The organism is Gammaproteobacteria bacterium (genome assembly GCA_009838035.1).
Classification (GTDB): Bacteria; Pseudomonadota; Gammaproteobacteria; order Steroidobacterales; family Foliamicaceae; genus Foliamicus.
On the sequence record VXSK01000012.1, the window covers coordinates 51,489 to 73,905 of the forward strand.

Annotated in this window: 18 protein-coding genes; 14 read left to right on the forward strand and 4 right to left on the reverse strand. The window is 65.1% G+C overall.

The window, feature by feature from the left end; genetic code table 11:
* Positions 1–32: 32 nt before the first annotated feature.
* The 4 genes from gyrB to dnaA all read right to left on the reverse strand — a co-directional run bounded on the left by gyrB (position 33) and on the right by dnaA (position 6,588).
* Complete coding sequence (gyrB, locus tag F4Y72_07195; GenBank protein MXZ28078.1) at positions 33–2,540, reverse strand: DNA topoisomerase (ATP-hydrolyzing) subunit B; 2,508 nt, start codon at positions 2,538–2,540, stop codon at positions 33–35.
* 216 nt (positions 2,541–2,756) lie between these two features.
* Complete coding sequence (gene recF, locus F4Y72_07200) at positions 2,757–3,818, reverse strand: DNA replication and repair protein RecF (protein MXZ28079.1); 1,062 nt, start codon at positions 3,816–3,818, stop codon at positions 2,757–2,759.
* A 49-nt stretch (positions 3,819–3,867) separates the two neighbouring features.
* Entirely contained in the window at positions 3,868–4,998 is a 1,131-nt protein-coding gene (gene dnaN, locus F4Y72_07205; protein ID MXZ28080.1) for a DNA polymerase III subunit beta, read from the reverse strand.
* 234 nt (positions 4,999–5,232) lie between these two features.
* Positions 5,233–6,588 carry a chromosomal replication initiator protein DnaA gene (gene dnaA / locus F4Y72_07210; protein ID MXZ28081.1) on the reverse strand — a complete coding sequence of 452 codons (1,356 nt, stop codon included), beginning with the start codon at positions 6,586–6,588 and terminating at the stop codon, positions 5,233–5,235.
* Between the two features lie 166 nt (positions 6,589–6,754).
* Between dnaA and rpmH the strand changes: the two genes are divergently transcribed.
* The 14 genes from rpmH to F4Y72_07280 all read left to right on the forward strand — a co-directional run bounded on the left by rpmH (position 6,755) and on the right by F4Y72_07280 (position 22,407).
* Complete coding sequence (rpmH, locus tag F4Y72_07215; GenBank protein ID MXZ28082.1) at positions 6,755–6,889, forward strand: 50S ribosomal protein L34; 135 nt, start codon at positions 6,755–6,757, stop codon at positions 6,887–6,889.
* 108 nt (positions 6,890–6,997) lie between these two features.
* The gene (gene rnpA, locus F4Y72_07220; protein MXZ28083.1) at positions 6,998–7,375 is read left to right on the forward strand and encodes a ribonuclease P protein component; all 378 of its coding nucleotides are present in this window, start codon (positions 6,998–7,000) and stop codon (positions 7,373–7,375) included.
* Positions 7,363–9,042: a membrane protein insertase YidC gene (gene yidC, locus F4Y72_07225; protein MXZ28084.1), complete on the forward strand. Its 1,680-nt coding sequence runs from the start codon at positions 7,363–7,365 to the stop codon at positions 9,040–9,042. The genes rnpA and yidC overlap by 13 nt, the downstream gene beginning before the upstream one ends.
* Positions 8,988–10,331 (forward strand): tRNA uridine-5-carboxymethylaminomethyl(34) synthesis GTPase MnmE, encoded by a 1,344-nt coding sequence (mnmE, locus tag F4Y72_07230; protein ID MXZ28085.1) that lies wholly within the window; start codon positions 8,988–8,990, stop codon positions 10,329–10,331. The genes yidC and mnmE overlap by 55 nt, the downstream gene beginning before the upstream one ends.
* Before the next feature lie 69 nt (positions 10,332–10,400).
* Positions 10,401–12,272 (forward strand): tRNA uridine-5-carboxymethylaminomethyl(34) synthesis enzyme MnmG, encoded by a 1,872-nt coding sequence (gene mnmG / locus F4Y72_07235; protein MXZ28086.1) that lies wholly within the window; start codon positions 10,401–10,403, stop codon positions 12,270–12,272.
* A complete protein-coding gene (locus tag F4Y72_07240) occupies positions 12,263–13,906 on the forward strand; it encodes a peptide ABC transporter substrate-binding protein (GenBank protein MXZ28087.1) in 1,644 nt (547 codons plus the stop codon). The genes mnmG and F4Y72_07240 overlap by 10 nt, the downstream gene beginning before the upstream one ends.
* A gap of 64 nt (positions 13,907–13,970) precedes the next feature.
* Positions 13,971–14,732 carry an ABC transporter ATP-binding protein gene (locus tag F4Y72_07245; protein ID MXZ28088.1) on the forward strand — a complete coding sequence of 254 codons (762 nt, stop codon included), beginning with the start codon at positions 13,971–13,973 and terminating at the stop codon, positions 14,730–14,732.
* Positions 14,729–16,351: a hypothetical protein gene (locus tag F4Y72_07250; protein ID MXZ28089.1), complete on the forward strand. Its 1,623-nt coding sequence runs from the start codon at positions 14,729–14,731 to the stop codon at positions 16,349–16,351. The genes F4Y72_07245 and F4Y72_07250 overlap by 4 nt, the downstream gene beginning before the upstream one ends.
* 66 nt (positions 16,352–16,417) lie before the next feature.
* Complete coding sequence (gene oppB, locus F4Y72_07255; GenBank protein ID MXZ28090.1) at positions 16,418–17,356, forward strand: oligopeptide ABC transporter permease OppB; 939 nt, start codon at positions 16,418–16,420, stop codon at positions 17,354–17,356.
* Between the two features lie 22 nt (positions 17,357–17,378).
* The gene (locus F4Y72_07260; GenBank protein MXZ28091.1) at positions 17,379–18,281 is read left to right on the forward strand and encodes an ABC transporter permease subunit; all 903 of its coding nucleotides are present in this window, start codon (positions 17,379–17,381) and stop codon (positions 18,279–18,281) included.
* On the forward strand, positions 18,282–20,090 hold the full coding sequence (locus tag F4Y72_07265) for an ABC transporter ATP-binding protein (protein MXZ28092.1): 1,809 nt from the start codon (positions 18,282–18,284) through the stop codon (positions 20,088–20,090). It abuts the gene before it with no gap.
* A complete protein-coding gene (gene rsmG / locus F4Y72_07270) occupies positions 20,091–20,780 on the forward strand; it encodes a 16S rRNA (guanine(527)-N(7))-methyltransferase RsmG (protein ID MXZ28093.1) in 690 nt (229 codons plus the stop codon).
* Positions 20,777–21,550, forward strand: a complete 774-nt coding sequence (locus F4Y72_07275; GenBank protein ID MXZ28094.1) for a ParA family protein — start codon at positions 20,777–20,779, stop codon at positions 21,548–21,550. Before rsmG ends, F4Y72_07275 begins: the two co-directional genes overlap by 4 nt.
* Positions 21,550–22,407 (forward strand): ParB/RepB/Spo0J family partition protein, encoded by an 858-nt coding sequence (locus tag F4Y72_07280; GenBank protein ID MXZ28095.1) that lies wholly within the window; start codon positions 21,550–21,552, stop codon positions 22,405–22,407. Before F4Y72_07275 ends, F4Y72_07280 begins: the two co-directional genes overlap by 1 nt.
* Positions 22,408–22,417 lie beyond the last annotated feature (10 nt).

A 22,417-nucleotide genomic window follows, 5' to 3' on the forward strand; every position in this document is an offset into this window, starting at 1 on the left:
GTTTAGAAGATTTTAGAGGATTTTCGAGTTCGCTAAATATCCAGATTGACGACGTTGAGTGCGTTGTCTTCTATGAATGCGCGCCGGGGCTCGACTTTCTCGCCCATCAGCGTGGCAAACAGCTTGCTGGTGGTGCTGGTCTCGTATTCGCTGGCCACTTCCACCCGCACAAGCCGGCGGGTCTCCGGGTTCACCGTGGTATCCCACAACTGCGCCGCGTTCATTTCGCCCAGACCCTTGTATCTCTGCAGCGTAACGCCCCGGCGGCCCTGGTCCATGAACCAGTCCAGCGCCTGTCCGAACAGGCCCACTTCACGGGTTGAAGATGCGCGCCGGGCGGCGGCGCCGTCCACCATCAGCTTGCTCAGTTCAGCCGCCAGGCCGCGTACTGACTGATATTCAGCGCTGCCGAACAACGAAAACTCCAGCGCGCTCTCTTCGTCTACGCCGTTTTCGGTTCTGACCACTGAAAATGCGGCCGGCGTCCGTCCGTTGGCCTGTACCGAGACCTTCCAGGCTGCCTGCGCATCGTGCTTCGCCAGCGCCGCCTCGAGCTGCGTGCCCCAATCGACCATGTAGCGCGAGTCGTCCAGGCGCCCCGCATCGACCGGCGGCAACTCGATGAGGCATGCCAGGACCCGCTCGTCGGCTTTCGCGCGAAGCCCCTCCAGGGAGCTACGCGCCTGCAGGCTACGCTGCGCCAGCTGCCGCAAATCCTCAGCCTGCATGGGCTCTTTTCGGCCGGCCGCAACGAGGCTTGCGTCCTTCAGCGCCGCTTCCAGCGTCCAGTCACGCAATTCCTCGTCGTCCTTGAGGTATTGCTCCTTGCGGCCGCGCGTTACCTTGTAGAGCGGCGGCTGGGCGATATAGACGTGTCCGTGTTCGATCAATGCCGGCATGTAGCGGAAAAAGAAGGTCAGGAGCAGCGTGCGTATATGCGAACCGTCCACGTCCGCGTCGGTCATGATGATGACCCGGTGATATCGCAGTTTCTCCGCGTCGAAGCTCTCTTCCTCGCGCCCGACCCCGCATCCCAGCGCCGCGATCAGCGTGGCCACCTCGTTGGAAGACAACATCTTGTCCGGGCGGGCCTTTTCCACGTTGAGGATCTTTCCGCGCAGCGGCAATACCGCCTGAGTGCGCCGGTCGCGCGCCTGCTTGGCGGATCCCCCCGCGGAATCGCCCTCGACCAGGAAGATCTCGCGCTTGCTCGCGTCCTTTTCCTGGCAATCGGCCAGCTTTCCGGGCAAGCCGCCCACATCGCTCTTCTTTCGGGCTATGTCACGCGCCTTTCGGGCCGCCTCGCGCGCCGTGGCCGCGTCGACAATCTTCTCGGTAATCGCCCGGGACTGCTTGGGATTCTCGAGCAGGAATTCCCGCAGGGCCTCGGCTACCGAGCGCTCGACCGCGGTCTTGGCCTCCGATGAAACCAGTCTTTCCTTGGTCTGTGAAGAAAACTTGGGATCCCGCATCTTCACCGAAACGACGGCGGTCAATCCTTCGCGCACGTCCTCGCCCCGAAGCGTGAGGTTTTTGGCCCTGCTGCCGCCGTGATGCTCCAGATACGTATTGAGCGTGCGGGTCAGGGCTGTCCTAAAACCCTCCTGGTGCGTCCCGCCATGGTTCTGCGGAATGTTATTGGTGAAGAACGAACTGTGCTCCTGGTATCCCGCGTTCCATTGCATCGCCGCCTCGACCTCCATCTCGGCGGACGTCTCCCTGTTTTCGCCGTTGCCGTTTCCTTCCTCCCGGCGTGCGATCTCCACAACCTGCGAACGTTTCACGTGAAACACCTGCGTGTGTAGCGGTTCGCGGGATTGATTCAACCACTGCACGAACTCCCGGATTCCTCCGTCCGCATGGTAGGTCCACTGTCCGCCGCCTTCGCGCTCGTCCGCAAACTCAATCGTAATGCCGCTGTTGAGGAAGGCCAGTTCCCGCAACCGATCCGTCAGTGTGCCCGCGTCAAACTCCAGCCTGGCGGCGAAAACCTGCGGATCCGGGCGGAAGCGGATGACGGTACCGCTGCGATCGCTCTCCCCTACGTCCTCCAGCGCTCCGTCCGGAATACCGGTCGAATAGCTCTGGCGATATTGCCGGCCACCTCGGTGAACCACGAGTTCCAGATTCGCGGAAAGAAAATTCACTACCGATACGCCCACACCGTGCAGGCCGCCCGAAACCTTGTACACGCTTTCGTCGAATTTGCCCCCCGCGTGAAGCGTGGTCATGATCAATTCCGCTGCGGAGCGGCCGGTCTTGGCGTGCTTGTCCACCGGAATTCCCCGGCCGTCGTCGCTGATCTCCGCTCCGCCATCCGCAAGCAGACGAACGGTGATCCTGCTGCAGTAACCGGCCAGGGCTTCGTCTACGGAATTATCGACAACCTCGTAAATCAGGTGATGCAGGCCGGTGCCGTCGTCCGTGTCCCCGATATACATCCCGGGCAACTTGCGAACCGACTCCCGGTCCTCCAGGACTTCGATCTGGTCCGCGCCATAGGATTCGGAAGCGTCCGTTTGAGTTTGCCCCGTAGGCATGGTGCGTTCTTCGGCGGGCTCTTGCATGGTCATCGACTACGAAAATCTTCCTTGATGAGGCTGCGGCGGTGTTCCTGCCGGCGCTCTGCGCCTGGCATTGGCGCGTTCCGCGGTAAAAGCGTCGGCCCTAAAGCCGTGGGCCGCAAAGCGGCCGATGGCAGCGTAGGAATCGCCCTGCGTAAGCGGGCGGGACACAACACTGTAGGCACATGTGAATTATACCAGCGCGCCCTCTTTCAGGCGAATTTCCCGCGCTTCCATCCACCGCCGATATGGAGCCGTTTCGACCGCAGCGATGAAGAGCTGAGCACCCCGTTCGACAAACGCTTTCAGCAATTCCCGCCCATGGTCCGCATCCAGTTCGACCAGCGGCTCGTCGACCAGCAGAACCGGCCTGTTGGCGCCCTCCTTTACAAGCACTTCCGCAGCCGCCAGCATGAGTGACGAGGCCAACAGCTTCTGCTGACCGCGCGACGCAATGTACCGGGCCCGCCTGGACTCCAGCCGCAGAATCAGGTCGGCCCGCTGCGGGCCGAAGCGGGTGTTTCCCTGCTTGCGGTCCCCGTCCAGGCCCGCCCTGAGAATTTCCTCCAGAGAATCTTCCCTGGGCCAGCCCGGATGGTAGTCCCAGTCCGCGGGCATTCCGGTAAGCCTTGCCGCGATCTTTGCAAACCGCGGTCTCAGCCGCTCTGCCACCGCCTTCCGCAACGCTTCCATTTCCAGCGCCGCCCGGCAGAACTCGCCATCCCAGGCTGCGATGGCGTTTGCTCCCGCGCCTTGCCTTAGACTGGCGTTCCGCTGTCTCAATGCGCGCCGAAACCGCCTCCAGGCGGCGTTAAACCCGGGTTCCACGTGAAACGTCACCCAGTTCAGCAGCAGCCGCCGCCGCTCCGGGCCGCGGTCCACCAGGTCCATGAGCCTCGCGTCCAGGTTCAGTACCGGGAGCAACCGCGCGATCTCCGGACGCCGTGCGCCGTCCGCGCCGTCCAGCCGCGCCCGCGCGCTCCTTCCCGAAATCGTCAGGCCAAGGCGCCGGCCGGCCTTCCCCACTGCAACGGTGCCGCTGATTGCCGCCGCTTGCTTCCCGTGCGTAACGAGTTGCCGCAGGTCGCTGCCCCGGAATGACCGGCCCCGCGACAACAGGTAGATTGACTCAAGAAGGGTTGTCTTGCCGGCGCCATTGTGTCCCGTGACGAGGTTGACCTGCCCGTCGGGGGACAGATCCATTTCTTCCAGGGCCCGCAGGTTGCGGACCTGAATTTCCGTCAACCGGGCCACGCCTCATCCGCTACGTACGGGCGGCCTTCGCCGCAAGCGGCGGTCCGCGCTACAGGCGCATGGGCATGACGATGTGCTGCACGGCCTCGCCATCGGGCGCACAAACGAGCACACTGCTGTTTCCGTCGCGCACATGAATCTCAACCTCGTCGGATTGCAGCGACCTCAGGACGTCCGTCAAGTAGATGGCGTTAAAGCCCACCTTGATCTCGGGTCCGTGGTAGCTGGCCTCGATCTCGTCCTGCGCCTGCGCGCCCTGGCCTCCCTCGGTGCTGATACCCACCAGGTTCTCCTTGACCAGCACCGACACCAGCGGTATACGCTGATCTCTTACACCGCGGCTCTCGCGCGCCACCAGCGCCACCCGGCTCAGCGCCGATTCCAGCGCTTCGCGATTGGCCACGACGGGCTTCTCCTGACGCTCGGGAATAACCCGCCGGTATTCAGGGTAGCGGCCCTCGATGAGCTTCGAAGTCATGTGCCGGTCGCCCAGGCTGAATCGAACCTGGTTGTCCCCGATCGCCAGTTCCACGTCTTCGCTGAACGCCAGCAGCGGTCGCAAAGCGTTGATGCTGTTGCGCGGGACAATTCCCTTGCTCGAGTCGGAATCGCCGGACGCAGTGCATTCAGCCGTTTCCGAACACGACAGGCGATGGCCGTCGGTCGCCACCAGCCGCAAGCCGTCCTCCGAAATTTCTATCAGCATGCCATTGAGGTAATACCGTGGATCGGACTGCGCCATGGCGAAGTGGGTCTCCGACAGCATCTTCGCGAGCACGGCGGACTTCATCGTGACTCCGTCAACGTCGTTACCCGGGTCCAGCCGCGGAAAGTCCTCGGGAGGCAAGGTCTCCAGCGTGCCCGAATAGCGCCCGCACTTCACGGAAAGCTGGTTTCCGTCAAGCTCGAGCTCGATATTGCTGCCGCCGCGAAGGGACGCGCTTATTCCCTGCAGCAGTTTCGCCGGCACGGTTACCGAGCCTTCCGTGGCGATGTCGATCAATTGCGCTCGCGCCACGAGCGTCAGTTCAAGGTTTGTGCAGGTAGCGGTCAGAAACCCTTCGGCCGCATCCAGCAGCGCATTGCGAAGAATTGCCATGGTGTCCGCCTGGCTTTGCGCCGCACTCGTGACCGACTGCAAAAGACTGTGCAGGCCCTCCTGCGGAATGCTGAGTTTCATGAGTCCTCCTTAATCACCATCTCATATATAAAGACGATGATGATAATGACAGGGGTGGATATGTGTGAATATCCAGAAAGATGTTATAAATCAATAGCTTAATTTCCATTACAGTGTGGAGTATGGGTGTGCTTGCGGTAGCGGCGCCTGTGGGCGAAATGTGTGCGAACGACAGCTCAACAACTCATCCACAGACAGGACCGGCCTTGTCCCCAGGCGACTCCCATGCGGAAGCTACTGTGCAAGGATACTGGCCAGACTCTTGTATTGCTGGTCTAAATTGTGGTCTGAACCTCGCAATTCCTGAATCCGGCGGACCGCATTGATCACGGTCGTGTGGTCCCGCCCGCCAAAGGCCTCGCCGATGTCGGGCAGGCTCAAGTCGGTGTATTCCCGCGCCAGCACCATTGCGATCTGCCGCGGCCGCACGATCGCCCGTTTACGGCTGGCGGACCGCAAGTCGGAGGGACGGATCTGAAAGTAGTTGGCGACCAGCTTCTGAATTTCCTCCGGAGTAATGCGGCGCGCCACCGAAGCCACGTGATTCTTCAGGGCCTGCCTGGCCAGCTGGAGATCGATCGGCATGCCGCGGAAACGCGACATGGCTTCAACGGTGCGGTAGGCGCCCTCGAGTTCGCGGACGCTGGAGAAGACGTGCTGCGCGATATACATCGCCACGTCTTCGGGGCAATCCACGCGGGCCGCTTCGGCCTTGGCAAGCACGATGGCGGCGCGGGTTTCCAGGTCCGGCGGTTCGATGTTGACCATCAGGCCGGAACCGAGCCGCGAGATCACGCGGGTTTCCAGGCCGGTCACCTCGCGCGGTAGCTTGTCGCAGGTCAGAACGATCTGCCGGCCGTCCTGCAGCAGCACGTTGAGGGTGTGATAGAACTGCTCCTGCGAGCTCTCCTTGCCGGCCAGGAACTGCACGTCGTCCAGCAGGAGCGTGTCCACGCTGCGGTAGGAGCGCTTGAATTGCTCGACAAGCTGGTCGGAGCCCGATCTGCCGTAGGAAGCGCGCACCTTGCGCAAGGCGCTCAGGTAGTCGTTGATGAAGGTGTCCGAATGCACATAGGCGACGCGCAGCCCGCGCCGGTCCGCCAGGAGTTGGTGACCGATAGCGTGCATGAGATGGGTCTTGCCCAGCCCGACGCCGCCATAGATGAGCAGCGGGTTGTAGGCCCGGTGGCGGGCCACGTGGCGGGCGGCATCGTAGGCGACCTGATTGGTCGGCCCGGTCACGAACGCATCGAAAGTGAAGTGGGACGTCAACCTGGAACCCGGCAGCGGCGGCGCCGCCGCCTCGGGTGGCGCCGATGCGGGCGCCCGCCGCGGGATCGGCCGGTCGAGGAGCTCCACATCGGCCTCGGCGCCCTGCCGTTCGCAAGCCTCGGCGAGGAGGTGCATGCAATTGGACTCGATCCAGCCGCGAACGAAGCGGTTGGGGGCGATCAGCCTGAGCCGGCCGTTGTCGAACTGCGCCTCAAGGGGCTGGATGTAGGTGTTGTACTTTTCCTCCGCTAGGAGAGGTCTCAGTTCCCGACAAACCTCGTGCCAGAAATCAGTTTTCTCACGCGTTGCGCCAGGCATGGGCTTGGTGGTCGAAGGGGTCCCGGATGAGCCTTGTAAGGCACTTTATTCCACAACTAGCCGCCGGAATCAAACCCCTTGCTTTCATTGACTTTGCGCCTGCCAGAGGCTATGCTGAGCGCCCCTTGTGCGGCGGCGGTGGCCGCCGCGATTTCGTTCAAGAGCAATGAAGCGCACTTACCAGCCCAGCCGCATCAAACGCAAGCGCACTCATGGCTTTCGCGCCCGCATGGCGACGAGGGCCGGCCGGCTGGTCCTGAAGAGGCGGAGGAGCAAGGGACGGGCCAGGCTGTCGCACTAGTCGCCGCAACCGGCGGCTAGCGGTCGCCGGCATTTCGGGCGAGCCGGTGGCAAACGATAGAATCGCCGGAAAATCAACACTTTGCGGTTCCCACGGCACTTGCACGGCATGACACCAGAACGGCTGCGTTTCCCCCGCGACGCCCGCCTGCTCAAGGCGACCGATTTTCGCGCCGTGTTTCGCACGGGTCGCCGGGCCCGCGCCGGCCTCCTGCACGCCCGCATTCGCCCCAACGGCAAGGGGCGCGCCCGCCTGGGGCTGGCGGTGAGCCTGAAGGCCACCCGCAAGGCCGTGGTCCGCAACCGGATCCGGCGCCAGCTCAGGGAGAGTTTCCGGGTCAACCAGCACCGTCTGGCGGGGCTGGACATTGTCGTGAGCCTCTACCGGCCCCCGGCCGGCGGGGCGATTGATCTCGGGCCCCGGTTGCCGCGCCTTTGGAGCGAGGTTGTGCGGGCGGCCGAAGCGGAGGGCAAATGGAAAGACTGAGGTTCCCGCTCTGGATCATGTTCGGCGCCATGCTGCTGTTCAGCTGGCAGGCGTGGAACCAGGACGAACTTCGCCGTGACGCCGAGTCGGCGCCGGTCTCCGGGGACCTGCCTGCGCCGGCTTCACCGGACGCGCCCGTCGAGACGGACCTGCCGGCTCTTCCCTCCGTTTCCGGCGCCGAACCCGGGCAGGACCAGGCGGAATCGCCCGCCCGCCTGTCGGCGGCTCCGCCGGTGGTGCGGGTGGTCACCGACGTGTTTGACCTGTCCATCAGCAAGGTGGGCGGCGATCTGGTCGAAGCGATCCTGCTCGAATATCCGGTTGACAAGGACGATGACGCGGCGAAGATGCGGCTATTGAGCGCCACGCCCGGGGCCGAATACACCCTGAGCACCGGTTTGCGGGCGGTGGACGACGCTCCGGAAGCCAATCATCACGAGCGTTTTGCGAGCGAACTGAGCGAGTTCCGGCTTCTCGAGGGCGAAGACGAGCTGGTCGTGCCGCTGACCTGGAGCGAGGGCGGCGTCAGCGTGACCAAGCTTTACACGTTCCGCCGCGGAAGCTACGCGGTCGAGGTGGAGCAGGTGGTGCGCAACGGGGGTGTCGACGATTACGGCGTGGCGCCCTACGTTCTGCTGCGCCGCGTCCACCTTCCGGAGAAGCGCTCGATGTTCAACGTCGACACCTACTCCATTACCGGCCCTGTCTACTATGACGGCGACAGCTACGACCGGATGGACGTGGACGACATCGAGGAGGAGCCGCTCAGCGAGACCGTCACGGCCGGCTGGGTCGGGTCCATACAGCACCATTTTGTCGCCGCGGCCGTGCCCGACGGGGAACAGCTCTACCGGTACGACGGCAGGGTTTCCGGGCGCACCTACCGACTGAGCGCGATCGGTCCGGTGCGGGCCGTGCCACCGGGCGGTGAAGAGCGTTTTTTCGCGCAGTTGTTTGTTGGACCGAAGCTGCAATCCCAGCTCAGCGAGACCGCCCCGGGACTGGAATTGACCGTGGACTACGGGATTTTCACGGTGTTCGCCCAGCCTCTTTTCTGGCTTCTGAAGACCTTGTTCGCGGGCGTCGGCAACTGGGGCTGGGCCATCGTGCTCGCCACGCTGATCATCAAGGCGGTGCTGTTCCCGCTCACGGAGGCCAGCGGCAAGTCCATGGCCCGCATGCGCAAGCTGCAGCCGCGGCTCAAGTCGATTCAGGAACGGTTCAAGGACGATCCGCAGGGGCGCAACCGCGCCATGATGGATCTGTACAAGACGGAGAAGGTCAATCCGGCCGCCGGCTGCCTGCCCATATTCATTCAGTTGCCGTTCTTCATCGCGTTCTACTGGGTGCTGGTGGAGAGCGTGGAAATCCGCCAGGCGCCTTTCCTGCTGTGGATCAACGACCTGTCCTCGCGCGACCCGATCTTCGTGTTGCCCGCGCTCATGGGGGCGGCGATGTTCTGGCAGCAGAAACTGAACCCCAAGCCGCCCGACCCCATGCAGGCCAGGATCATGACGGCGATGCCGGTGATGTTCACCGTGTTCTTCATGTTCTTCCCCTCCGGCCTGGTCTTGTACTGGCTGACCAATTCGATCTTCTCCACCCTGCAGCAATGGCGGCTCAATCGCCGGACCGACAAGGCGCCCGGGAAGCGGGCGGCACGATAGTCGCCTGCGCCACCCCGCCCGGGCGCGGCGGCGTGGCGGTGATTCGCGTATCGGGTGAAGCCGTGCGCGCCATGACCGCGGAAATACTCGGCGAATTGCCGCCGGCGCGCAGCGCCTGCCTGGTGTCGCTCACGGATTCCTCCGGAGAATTGCTCGATCGGGGCCTGGCGCTGTTCTTCCCGGCCCCCAACTCCTTTACCGGCGAGGATGTGCTGGAACTGCAGGTCCACGGCAGCCCGGTGGTCTGCGACCTGCTTGTCGCCCGGATCTGCGAACTTGGCGCGCGGCCCGCCGGCCCGGGCGAGTTCTCGCGGCGCGCGTTTCTCAATGACCGCATGGACCTGTCGCAGGCCGAGGCCGTGGCCGACCTCATCGACGCTGCCAGCGCAGCCGCCGCGCGGGCCGCCGCACGCAGCCTGCGTGGCGCCTTCTCGGAGGCCGTAGAGGCTCTGGTTTCGCGCCTTACCGGCTTGCGGGCCCACCTGGAGGCCACGCTGGACTTTCCCGACGAGGAGGTCAATCCGCTCGAGGACCGCGCGCTCAAGGAAGGCTTCGAAGAACTGGGGAAACGGTTCGGGCGGGTGTCGGACGCCGCCGAACGGGGCCGGATCCTTCGCGACGGGCTGAACGTCGTGATTTCCGGGCGGCCCAATGCCGGTAAATCTTCGCTCATGAACGCCCTGGCGGGCGAACCCGCCGCTATCGTCGCCGACGAGCCGGGCACAACGCGCGACCTGGTGCGGGCGGAGATCAGCATCGAAGGCATTCCCGTGGAACTGATCGACACTGCCGGCTTGCGTACGGCCGAGGGCGGCGTGGAACGGGAAGGCGTCCGCCGGGCTCGTGCGGCGCGCGACGAGGCGGACCTGGTGCTCAACGTCTGGGACGCTGCGGCGGGCGGACCGCAGCCGCGTCCGACTGGCAGGACCATCGTCGTGCGCAACAAGATCGACCTGACCGGCGAGACCGCCGGAGCGGCGGGAGACTGGACCGTAAGCCTGAGCGCCAGGACCGGCGCCGGGCTGGATTCGCTCAGGGAGATCCTTGCGGAAGCGGCCGGCGGGACCGCCGAGGGTGTATTTTCGGCCCGGTCCCGGCAGGTCAACAGCCTCAAGGAGGCGAACCGGCGTTTTCTGGCGGCGGGATCCCTGTTCAGTCAAGGCCATTCCGCAGAACTGGTGGCCGAGGAGCTGCGGCTCGCCCAGGAGCACCTGGGCGAGATCACCGGAGCGGTGGGCAGCGACGACCTGCTGGGCGAGATCTTCTCGCAGTTCTGCATCGGGAAGTAAAATCCTGCCGGCTGATGCAGGGTCGGCCTCGAGCTGGAGTGCGCCTTGCGGGAAAGGACAAGCGGATCGATGAGCCAGGCGGAATTTGATGTAATCGTTGTGGGTGGCGGTCACGCCGGCACCGAGGCGGCGCTGGCCGGCTCACGCATGGGAGCGCGCGTTCTGCTGATTACGCACAGCCTGGACACGCTCGGGCAGATGAGCTGCAATCCGGCGATCGGCGGCGTCGGGAAGGGCCACCTGGCGCGCGAGATCGACGCGCTTGGCGGGGCCATTGCGACGGCGGCCGATCGCGCCGGCATCCATTTCCGCCGGCTCAACGCCAGCAAGGGACCGGCGGTGCGCGCCACCCGGGCGCAGGCCGACCGCTTGCTGTACAAGGCGGCCATACGGACGGAGCTGGAGTCGGCCCGCGGACTGACGCTGTTCCAGGACAGCGTCGACGACCTGGTAATCGATCGGCACCGCATAGGCGGGGTCAGGACCCACACAGGACTGGAGTTCCGCGCCGGGGCCGTGGTGCTGACGGTCGGGACCTTCCTGGGCGGACAGATCCACGTGGGCAGCGAGCGTCATGCCGCCGGCCGGGCCGGAGACCTGCCGGCCAACCGCCTTGCCGGGCGATTGCGGGCACTGGACCTGCCGGTGGGGAGGCTCAAGACCGGAACGCCGCCCCGGCTGGACGGAAGAACCATCGATTTTTCGGTCATGCGCAGACAGCCGGGAGACCGGCCGCGTCCGGTATTCTCGTTCATGGGCCGTCTTGAGCACCACCCGCGCCAGGTGGAATGCCACATTACCCGCACCACCGAAGCCACCCACGAAATCGTTCGGGCCAGGCTGGACAAGTCCCCGATGTACAGCGGCGCCATAGAGGGCGTCGGGCCCCGCTATTGTCCTTCGCTGGAGGACAAGGTCGTGCGCTTCGCGGATCGCGAGTCGCACCAGATTTTCGTTGAACCGGAGGGGCTGACCACCGACGAGGTCTATCCCAACGGCATATCCACCAGCCTGCCGGCGGACGTCCAGCTTGAGTTCCTGGCCACGATTCCGGGATTCGAGCGGGCCCGCATGACCAGTCCCGGGTACGCGATTGAGTACGACTATTTCGATCCGCGGGAACTGGGCCCCGACCTGCAGACGCAGGCCGTGGCGGGACTCTACTTTGCCGGACAGATTAACGGCACCACCGGTTACGAAGAGGCCGCCGCGCAGGGCCTGCTGGCCGGAGTCAACGCGGTGCTGGCCGGGCGCGGCGAGCCGAGCTTCACGCCCGGGCGCGAGGAGGCCTACATGGGCGTGCTGGTCGACGACCTCGTGACCCGCGGCGTTACCGAGCCGTATCGGATGTTCACCAGCCGCGCCGAGTACCGTCTGCGTCTGCGTGAAGACAATGCCGACGCCCGCCTGACGCCCGAAGGGAAGCGGCTCGGGCTGATCGGGGAGGAACGGTGGAAGGCCTTCTGCCTCAAGCAGGAGGCGATCGCGAAGGAACGGGAGCGGCTTGCGCAGCGCAGGACTCCGGATCCCGGGGCCGCCGCAGGCGGCGCCTGCAGCGCCCTGAACCTGCTCCGACGCCCGGACTGGGACTACCGCCGCGTGACGGACCTGCCCGCCGTGGGCGCGCGCCCCGAGGCGAAGGGCGAGTGGCCGGAGCTGGCCCGGCAGATCGAAGAGGCGGTGGAGATCGAGGTTCGCTACGCCGGCTATCTCAAGCGCCAGGGGGCGGAAATCAGGCGCAACCATCGGATGAGGGGCACGGCGCTGCCCGTGGAACTGGACTACGGAGTGGTCCGGGGCCTGTCCAATGAAGTTCGCGAGAAACTCTCGCAAGCCCGGCCGGCCACCATCGGACAGGCGGAGCGGATTTCGGGTATGACGCCCGCGGCGGTGTCCCAGTTGTTGGTTCACCTGAAGAAACAGGAGCTCAAATGCGCGTGAAAATCCTTATTGGGGCCGGCGCGCTGGCGCTGCTTCTCGGCGGCTGCGGCGGCGGAACGGAACAGACACCGGTAAGTTACGGCCCGATCGGCGGCGAGTCGGGGCTGGAGCTGGCGGACGAGCAGGTTCTCCACCGCGGCAACGGAACCGAGCCCCAGACGCTGGACCCGCACCGGGCCGAAGGAGTCCCGTCCTCGAATATATTGCGCGACCTGTTCGAGGGGCTGGTCGGCGAAGCGCCGAACGGCGAGCTGATTCCCGGGGCGGCCGAGAGCTGGACGATATCCGAAGACGGCCTGACCTATACCTTCATCATGCGGCCCGACGGGCGCTGGAGCAACGGCGATCCGGTCACCGCGTTCGACTTCGAGTTCGGCCTGCGACGCAGCGCGGACCCGAACACGCTGTCGCGCTACTCCAGTGTGCTGGCGCCGATCCGCAACGCGCGGCAAGTCATCGCCGGCGAACTTCCGCGGGAGGAGCTGGGTGTGGAGGCGGTGGATGAGCGGACCTTCGTGATCCACCTCAACGCCCCCACGCCGTACATGCTCGGACTGCTTACCCACTCGACCTGCTATGCCGTGCATCGCGGAGTGGTGGAGCAGTACGGCAGCAACTGGTCGCGGGTTGAGACCCATGTGGGCAACGGCGCGTACCAGCTCAGGGACTGGGTCGTGCAGTCGCATATCCACATCGAGCGCAATCCCCACTACTGGGACAACGCCAACACGACCATCGACGAGGTCTACTACTACGCGATCGAGAACCAGGACGCGGAACTCAAACGCTACCGCGCGGACGAGCTGGACATCACCGCCACGATTCCGCAGAAGCAACTCAAGTGGATCCGCGCCAACCTGGCCGAGGAATTCCGAGTTACGCCGTACCTTGGAACGTACTACTTCGGCTTCAATACCACGCGGCCGCCGTTCGCGGACCAGCCTGGGCTCAGACGCGCGCTGTCGCTGGCGGTGGACCGCGACATCATTGCGCGGGTCGTGAGCGGCGCCGGCGAACCGGTCGCGTACAGCTGGGTGCCGCCAGTGCGCGGTTATGCGCAGCAGGAACCCGAAGAGGCCGGCTGGACCCAGGAGCAGCGCGAGGCGGAGGCAAGACGGCTCTACGCCGAAGCGGGCTATTCCGAGGAGAATCCGCTCACGGTCGAAGTCCTGTACAACACCAGCGACAATCACAAGCGAATCGCCATCGCGCTACGGAGCATGTGGAAGGAGGTCCTGGGCATGGATGCCACGCTTGCGAACCAGGAATGGAAGGTTTTCCTGGAAACCCGCAAGAGCAAGCTGGAGACGGAAATCTACCGGGCCGGCTGGATCGGCGACTACGAAGACGCCTATACCTTCGCGCAATTGCTGGAATCGAGCAACGAACAGAACGACTCGGGCTACGACAATCCGCGCTACGATGCGCTGCTGGCCTCCGCATCGGCGGAACCGGACGTGCTGCGCCGGGCCGAATACCTTCAGGATGCGGAGCGGCTGATGCTGGCGGACCAGCCCATCCTGCCGCTGTACTTCTACGTCACCAAGCGAATGGTCAAGCCCTGGGTGCACGGCTACGAAGGTAATATCATGGATCACATATACGCACGGCACTTGAGTATCCTTAAGCACTAGCGGACCAATAACAACAAAGGGATTGCGGTGCCCACGGCAACAAGGAGGATTTCTCTTGGGCGCGATGATTGAAGCGAGGGGACTGAGCAAGTCCTACGGCGAGCTGCTTGCCGTCGATGGACTGGACTTGAGCGTGGAGGCGGGCGAAATCCTGGGGTTTTTGGGGCCCAACGGGGCCGGCAAGACCACAACGGTGAAAATGCTGACCGGCATGATTCAGCCGGCGTCGGGGCGGGCGCGGATTTGCGGGATCGATGTGAGCAAGGATCCGGTCGCCGCAAAGCAATGCCTGGGCTATGTTCCCGAAAGCGGGGCACTCTACGAATCGCTCAGCGCCGCGGAGTTCCTGCGCATGATCGGCAGCCTGTACGGGATGCGCCGCGCAGACGCCGACCGTCGGGCCGACCGTTTCCTGGAACTGTTCGGAATCCTCGACGCGCGGGACCGGTTGATCAGCGGATTCTCAAAGGGGATGAAGCAGAAGGTTCTGATCAGCGCGGCCCTGCTGAGCAATCCGCAGGTGCTGTTTCTCGATGAGCCGCTGAACGGGCTGGACCCCAATGCCGCGCTGGTGGTCAAGACCCTGTTGCGGGAGCTCGCGGATCAGGGGCGCGCCATTCTCTTCTGTTCGCATATTCTCGACGTCATCGAGCGGGTATGCACCCGCGTCGTCATCATTCATGAAGGCCGGCAGGTGGCCGGTGGCGCACCGGAGCAGATCGCCGCCGAACACGGCGTCGAGACGCTGGAGGACGCCTTCGTGCAACTCACCGGCGTGCGCGATACGGAGGCCGTGGCACGGGAACTCCTGGTGGCCCTGCAATGAACCCGGCGCCTGGAGTCATCGGCGCGCTGGGCGGCAATTACCGGCAGTGGCGGGCCCTGGTGCGCGTCCTGATCCAGGTCGGCTTTCGCACCTCGCTGTCAACCGAGCAGATGACGCAACAGGGGAAGCGCACGCGGTTTGTCTCCTGGATGACGGGAATTTTCCTGGGCATCGTGGGCGTCTATGTGGGCGCGGTGACAGCGTTTGCTCCCGGACCGTTTACGTTGGGCCTCTTCGCGCTCACGACTGTCTCCATCGCGGTGTTCTTCCTGCTGTTGGCCAACTTTCAGGCCGTGGCCATTTCGCCGATGGATTACCGGGCTCTGGGTCATCGGCCCGTCAGTCCCCGCACCTACCTGCTGGCGCGGCTGACCGTGACTCTTGCCCACCAGGGGATCAACACGGGCCTGATTGTCGGTCCGTCCGTCGTGGTTTGCGGTGTGCGGTTCGGCTGGCTTGCCGCGATCGGACTGGCGTTGGCCGCGGCGTTGCTGCTCCTGTCGATCGTGCTGGCGCTGATCGGCATTTATGCCTGGCTGATCGAGAAGGTGGGCGCGAGCCGGCTGGGTCGCGCCATGTCCTACTCGCAACTGTTCCTGGGCGCCATTTATCTCGTTCCGGTGCTGTTCATGGACAGGCTGACTCCGTACCTGCGGTCGATGGAGGGGCTTGCGCCGGAAGGCTGGTGGCTGGCCTTGCCGAGCGCCTGGTTCGCGGGCCTGGCCAGCCTCATCGGCGGCGCGGGCGGGTCCGGGCAGTGGTTGTGCGCGGCGCTGGCACTGGGCGCGCCGGTCGCGCTCGGATGGGCTTCCCGTGACCGGCTCTCGCTCGCATCCGCGCAAAAGCTTGATGAATCGGTGAGCGTGGACACAGATCGACAATCGAAGCGCCGTCGGCGAGCCGGCAAGCGGAAAGGGCTCGGCCGACTCAGCGTCGCCTCGGGACTGATACGCGGGCAGTTCCGGCACGACACCCAGTTTCGAATGAGCGTTTTCGGCCTGGTTCCGCTGGTCGCGTTCTATTTCATCCTGGCCATGCGGAACACGGGCAGCGTCGATCCATTTGTTCCCGGCAGCAGCGTCTGGCCGTTGTTCGGCTTTCACTTCGCGCTTTTGCTGGCGCCGACCATGCTGCTGGAACAGTTGTACTGGAGCACCTCGTACCGTGCCGGCTGGATTTTCTTCTCCACACCCGTGAACCGGGCGCGTGTGGCGGCCGACGCAAGGCATTGCGTGACGCTGTATTTCGTTGTGCCCTTCCTGGCTTTGGCGGCGGCCTGTCTTGCCTGGTTGTTCGAGGCAGTCTGGCATGCATTGGCGCACGTGGTTCTGGTTGGGCTTCTCGGCGTATTCCTGATGCAGGCAAGCCAGTACCTGTGGCCGCGGCTGCCCTTTACGATGCGGCCGGTGCAAAGTCGGCAAACGCGCCTGTTGAGCGCCCAGATGGTCGGCCTGAGTCTGATGTCCGTCCTGATCGGGCCGTATGCGTCTTTCGCCTATCCCCGGCCTGCGTGGGCGATCGGAACCTTCGCCGTCGTCGCGAGCGGCGTCGTATTGATGGAGACCCTGCTGCCCCGACGGCTGAATCGGAGGCTGCGCTGGCTGGAAGCGGAAGGCTGATGCGGCCCAGGAGGGGGCGGGGGAAAACACCGGTCCTTCCAGCCTTGAGCGGGGTATGATGCGCTGATGTTTCGATACGCCTTGCGGCGCGTGTTCGCGGCGATTCCCACGCTGCTGATCCTCATCGCGCTGGCTTTTTTCATGATCCGCGCCGCGCCGGGCGGACCCTTCGATACCGAGAAGACCCTGCATCCGGAGATCGAGGCCAAGATCCGGGCGGCCTATCACCTGGACGAACCGCTGATCCAGCAACTGGGCCGCTATCTGAGCGGTCTTGCCCAGGGCGACTTCGGGCCCTCGTTCCAGTACACCGACCGGACCGTGACCGAACTGATTCGGGAGGGCTTCCCCGTATCGTTGCAACTCGGCGCCTGCGCAATGCTGTTGGCGCTGCTGATTGGAGTGTCCGCGGGCGGCTGGGCCGCCTTGCGGCAGAACCGGGCCTCCGACCATGCGGTAATGGCCGCCAGCATGACCGGCATATCGATTCCCAATTTCGTCATCGGTCCGCTGCTGATCCTGGTCTTCGCGGTGCACCTGGACTGGCTTCCGGCGGGCGGCTGGCCGTCGGAGAGCCTGTTCGAACGGTTGCCGAACATGGTGATGCCGGTGGTGGCGCTGGCGCTGCCGCAGATCGCCTATATCGCCCGGCTGACCCGCGGCAGCATGATCGAAGTGCTGCGGAGCAATTTCATCCGCATGGCACGGGCGCAGGGCCTGGCGCAATCGACGATATTGCTTCGCCATGCGCTCAAGCCCGGCCTGTTGCCCGTGCTTTCCTACCTCGGCCCGGCAACGGCGGCGGTCATCACCGGTTCGGTCGTGATCGAGCAGATCTTCGGCGTGCCGGGGCTGGGCAGGCATTTCGTGCAGGGCGCGTTGAACCGCGACTACACGTTGGTGATGGGCGTGGTGGTCTTCTACGGAATACTGATCATCCTCTTCAATTTCGTCGTGGACATCTGTTACGGCTTCCTCGACCCCAGGGTCCGGCAGCGCAGCTGACTGTCCGGGGGCATCCACACAGATGAGAAAGACTCGTGTCAACCGCGTGGCGTTGCAGAAGGCTTCCGGCGCCGGGCGCGGCTTGTGGAGCGACGCGTGGCGCGCCCTGAAGCGCAACCGCGCGGCCATGAGCGCCGCGATCATCCTGGCCGTGGTGGCGGTCCTGTGCGTATTCGGCCCGGAACTTTCTCCGGTGCCGTTTGACAAGCTGGATTGGGACTATGTGTCGGTGCCGCCCAGTTTCGAAGGCTGGCACTTCTTCGGCACCGACGATCTGGGGCGCGACCTCTTCGTGCGCACGCTGGTGGGTGGGCGCATATCGCTGATGGTGGGTCTGGTGGCGACCGCGGTGAGCCTCGTGATCGGCATCAGCTACGGGGCGACCGCAGGCTATCTCGGCGGGCGCGTCGACCAGGTCATGATGCGCATCGTCGACATTCTCTACGCCATGCCGTTCATGTTCCTGGTGATCCTGCTGATGGTGCTGTTCGGCAGGAACATCGCGCTGATCTTCGTGGCGATCGGCGCGATCAACTGGCTGGACATGGCGCGCATCGTCCGCGGCCAGACGCTCAGCATCAAGCGCCGGGAATTCGTCGAGGCCGCCCAGGCCGCAGGCGTGACCACGCCCCGGATCATTCGCCGGCATATCGTGCCCAACCTGTTCGGCGTGGTGGTGGTGTACGTGACCCTCACCATCCCGCAGGTCATCCTGGTGGAGTCCTTTCTGAGCTTCCTGGGGCTGGGCGTGCAGGAGCCCATGACGTCCTGGGGGGCGCTGGTCAACGAGGGGGCCAAGGCCATGGAGAACGAACCCTGGGCGCTGATCTTCCCCGCGGGTTTCCTGGCCGCCACCCTGTTCTGCTGCAATTTCATCGGCGACGGGTTGCGGGACGCGCTCGACCCGCGCGACAGGAGCGCCTGAATGTCCCTGATCGAAGTGCGTGACCTGAAAGTCGATTTCGGGACGCCCGACGGCACGGTACATGCCGTGCGCGGAATCGACTTCGGGCTTCAGGCGGGCAAGACGCTGGGCATCGTGGGCGAGTCCGGTTCGGGCAAGAGCCAGACGGTGCTGAGCCTCATGGGCCTGCTGGCGGACAACGGGCGCAGCAGCGGCAGCGCGCGTTTCGAGGGGCGCGAACTGATCGGCATGGCGGACCGCGATCTGCGGGGGATTCGGGGAAACCGCATCGCGATGATCTTCCAGGACTCGATGACGTCGCTGAACCCCTACCTGAAGATCGGCGTGCAGATGGCCCAGGTGCTGGAATTGCACGAAGGCATGAGCCGCCGGCAGGCGCTCAGGCGCTGCGGGGAATTGCTGGAAGCCGTGCGGATCCCGGACGCCGGCAAGCGCCTGCATTCCTGGCCGCATGAGCTGTCGGGAGGCATGCGCCAGCGCGTGACGATTGCAACGGCCCTGTTGTGCACGCCGGCGCTTCTGATCGCCGACGAGCCCACAACCGCGCTGGACGTCACCGTGCAGGCGCAGATTCTCACGCTCATGCAGGAACTGCGGCGCGATTTCAATGCCGCCATCATCTTCATCACCCACGACCTCGGCATCGTGGCCGGCTTCTGCGACGACGTGCTGGTCATGCAGGACGGCGAATGCAAGGAACGGGGCAGCGTGGACCGGGTGTACGCCGACCCGAAACATCCCTACACACAGCGCCTGCTGGCCGCTGTGCCCCGGCTGGACCGCGACGCGCGGCCGCGCGGGAAGCGCGCTGCCGGCGCCGGTCCGGTCCTGGATGTCGAGGGGCTGGATGTTGTTTATTCCCTGGATCGCCCCCGGCTTTTCGCTCCCCGGCCGAAGCTTCAGGCGGTAACGACTGGAACCTTCACGATCTCGCCCGGAGAAACGCTGGGCGTGGTGGGCGAGTCCGGCTGCGGCAAATCGTCTCTGGCGCGGGCTGTCATCGGGCTGGTTCCACCCAGCGCCGGGCGCGTGACACTGCTGGGCGGCGACCTTCAGGACGCCGACAAAAAGACCTGGATGGCCGCCCGCCGCAATATGCAAATGATCTTTCAGGACCCCCTGGCTTCACTGAACCCGCGCATGACCGCCCGTCAGATCGTGGGCGAACCGCTGGGCGCCTGCCGGCCCGACCTGTCCAGGACCGAGCGCGACGAGCGAGTGGTCCGGATTCTGAATCGCGTGGGCCTGGCGGACGGGCAGCTTGACCGATATCCGCACGAGTTCTCCGGTGGCCAGTGTCAGCGTATCGGGATCGCCCGGGCGCTGGCGCCGGGACCGGCGGTCGTGATCTGCGACGAGGCGGTCAGCGCGCTCGACGTGTCCATTCGCGCCCAGATCGTGGATCTGCTGATGGAACTGCAGGACGAGCTCGGCCTGGCGCTGATTTTCATCGCCCACGACCTCGCGGTCGTGCGGCAAATCAGCCACCGGGTGGTCGTGATGTACCTGGGCCGGGCGATGGAAGTCGCACAAAGCGAACATCTGTACGCACGGCCCATGCACCCTTACACCCGGGCGCTCATCGAGGCGGCGCCGATTCCCGACCCTGCGGTCGAGCGGTCCCGCAAACGGGAGCTGCTCGAGGGGGAGCCGCCATCGCCGCTGAACCCACCGCCGGGATGCGCTTTCTCCGCCCGCTGCAATTTTGCGATCGACCGCTGCAGGCAGGAAACGCCGCAACTGCGGACGCTGTCGCAAGGCATGGTGGCCTGCCACCGCGCCGAAGAAATCGCCGCACGGCGTGCATGAATGCGCGTGCCAGCGGGCGCCGCGTTTCCCGCCGAAGCCGATACAAGCGAACGGCTGGCGTCAGGACTTGCCCGACTGGGCCTGTCCGCCGCAGCCGGCGACATCGATCGGCTGAACGCGTATCTGGACATGCTGACACGCTGGAACCGCGCGTCGCGACTGACGGCGCGCGCGACCCGCGACGAACTGGTGGTGCGCCATGTGCTGGACAGCGCGGCGGTGCTGCCCTTTCTGCCCCCCGGGCCGAAGCTGGACGCGGGCAGCGGAGCGGGGCTGCCCGGCCTCGTGCTTGCGCTGCTGCGCCCGGAAAGCGGGTGGGTGCTGCTGGACTCGGCCGCCCGGAAAGCGGCGTTTCTTCGTCACGCCTGCTCGGAACTTGATCTTCCCAATGTGCGCATCGTACGCGAGCGCCTGGAGCACTACCGGCCCAAGGAGCCGCCTTGCGCGATCGTGGCGAGGGCATTGGCGCCGCTGCCGAAACTCGTAGCTATGACCGCTCACCTGTTGCGCCGGGGATCAACGCTGGTCGCCATGCTCGGCCGCCGTCCATCGAACCGGCAATTGCTCGCGTTGCCGGATGTTCATTGCCGATCGTGCGCACCGATCAACGTGCCGGGTCTGGATGCGCAGCGGCACGTGGCCGTGTTTACATGCGCTTCGGAAGCGGCGGAAACGGGGGCGGACTCGTGAAGCGTACTTTCGCAATCGCCAACCGCAAGGGCGGCGTGGGCAAGACCACGACGGCCATCAACCTGGCCGCCTGCCTTGCGCAAATGGACCGCAAGGTGTTGCTGGTCGATCTCGACCCGCAAGCCAACGCCACCACCGGCTGCGGCGTGGGCCGCGACGACATCGGAGAATCCGTTTACGGGCTTCTGATGGGTCGGGCGCGGGCGTCGGAGAGCGTGATCAGGATCGAATCGGCCGGGTTCGACCTGTTGCCGGCAACCGCAGGGCTGACGGCCGCCGAAGTCGAGCTGCTCGAAGTGGAGCAAGGCAGGGAGCTCCAGATGCGCGGGGCTTTGATCGAAGTGGCGTCGAGCTATCAGACGATCCTGCTCGATTGTCCGCCGAGCCTGAACATCCTCACGCTGAACGCCCTGGTGGCCGCCGAAGGCGTGCTGGTGCCCATCCAGTGCGAGTATTTTGCGCTGGAAGGTCTGTCGTCGCTGGTGGGCGTGATCGAAGGGCTGTGCGCGCGCTCCAATCCCGACCTGGAGATAAGCGGCATAATCCGCACCATGTACGACGGCCGAACGCGGTTGGCCCGGGACGTTTCCGAGCAATTGCAGAAGCATTTTCCGAACGAACTGTTCCGCACGATCATTCCGCGCAACGTGCGCCTGGCCGAGGCGCCCGGCTTCGGTTTGTCCGTCCTGCAGCATGACCGGCTCTCCAGCGGCGCGCTGGCGTACGCCGCCCTGGCCGGCGAAATGATTCGCCGCGGGCTTGCCGAATAATGGCCGCTCCCAACCGGGGATTGGGGCGCGGACTCGAGGCTTTGCTGGGGCCCGCCCGCGAAACGGCGCCTCCCTCAAACGCGCTTCAGGAACTTCCTCTCGACCTCCTGCGGCCGGGACGATTCCAGCCCCGGCAGGCGATGGATCCGGAGGGCATCGCAGAATTGGCGGAATCGATTGGGGCTCAGGGAGTCGTACAGCCTGTGCTCGTGCGACCTGTCGATGGAGAAGTCGCTTCGCAGGCCCGGTACGAGATTGTCGCCGGCGAACGCCGCTGGCGGGCGGCCCAGCATGCCGGCCTGGAAAGCGTGCCCGCCGTCGTCCGGTCATTGTCCGACGCCGAGGCCGCGCTCGCCGCCTTGGTAGAGAACGTTCAGCGGGAGGACCTGAGCGCCATGGAACTGGCCCGCGCTCTGCGAGCGATCCTGGAAATTTCCGGCGGCACCCACAAGGAGGTGGGCCGATCGATCGGCATGTCGCGCGCCGCGGTCAGCAACCACCTCAGGCTGCTCGAACTGGGAGATGTGGCCCAAAATCTGCTGGCGGAGCGCAAGCTGGACATGGGTCACGGTCGCGCCCTGCTGGCCGTAACGAACCCGGCCCGGCAGGCTGCGCTGGCGCGCCTGATCGCCGAGAAAGGACTGACCGTTCGCGACGCGGAACGCCTGGCGCAAGCGGAAAGCCGGCCGGCGACGGCACCAGCGCCGCGTGACCCCAATGTCGTCGGCCTGGAGCGCGACCTGAGCGAGCGTTGGGGCGCCCCCGTGCGCATACGCCACGGCAAGCGCGGCGGGCGCCTGGAAGTGCGCTACAAGAATCTCGACGAACTCCAGTCTCTGCTCTCCCGACTCCCGTAGTTTTTCGCTT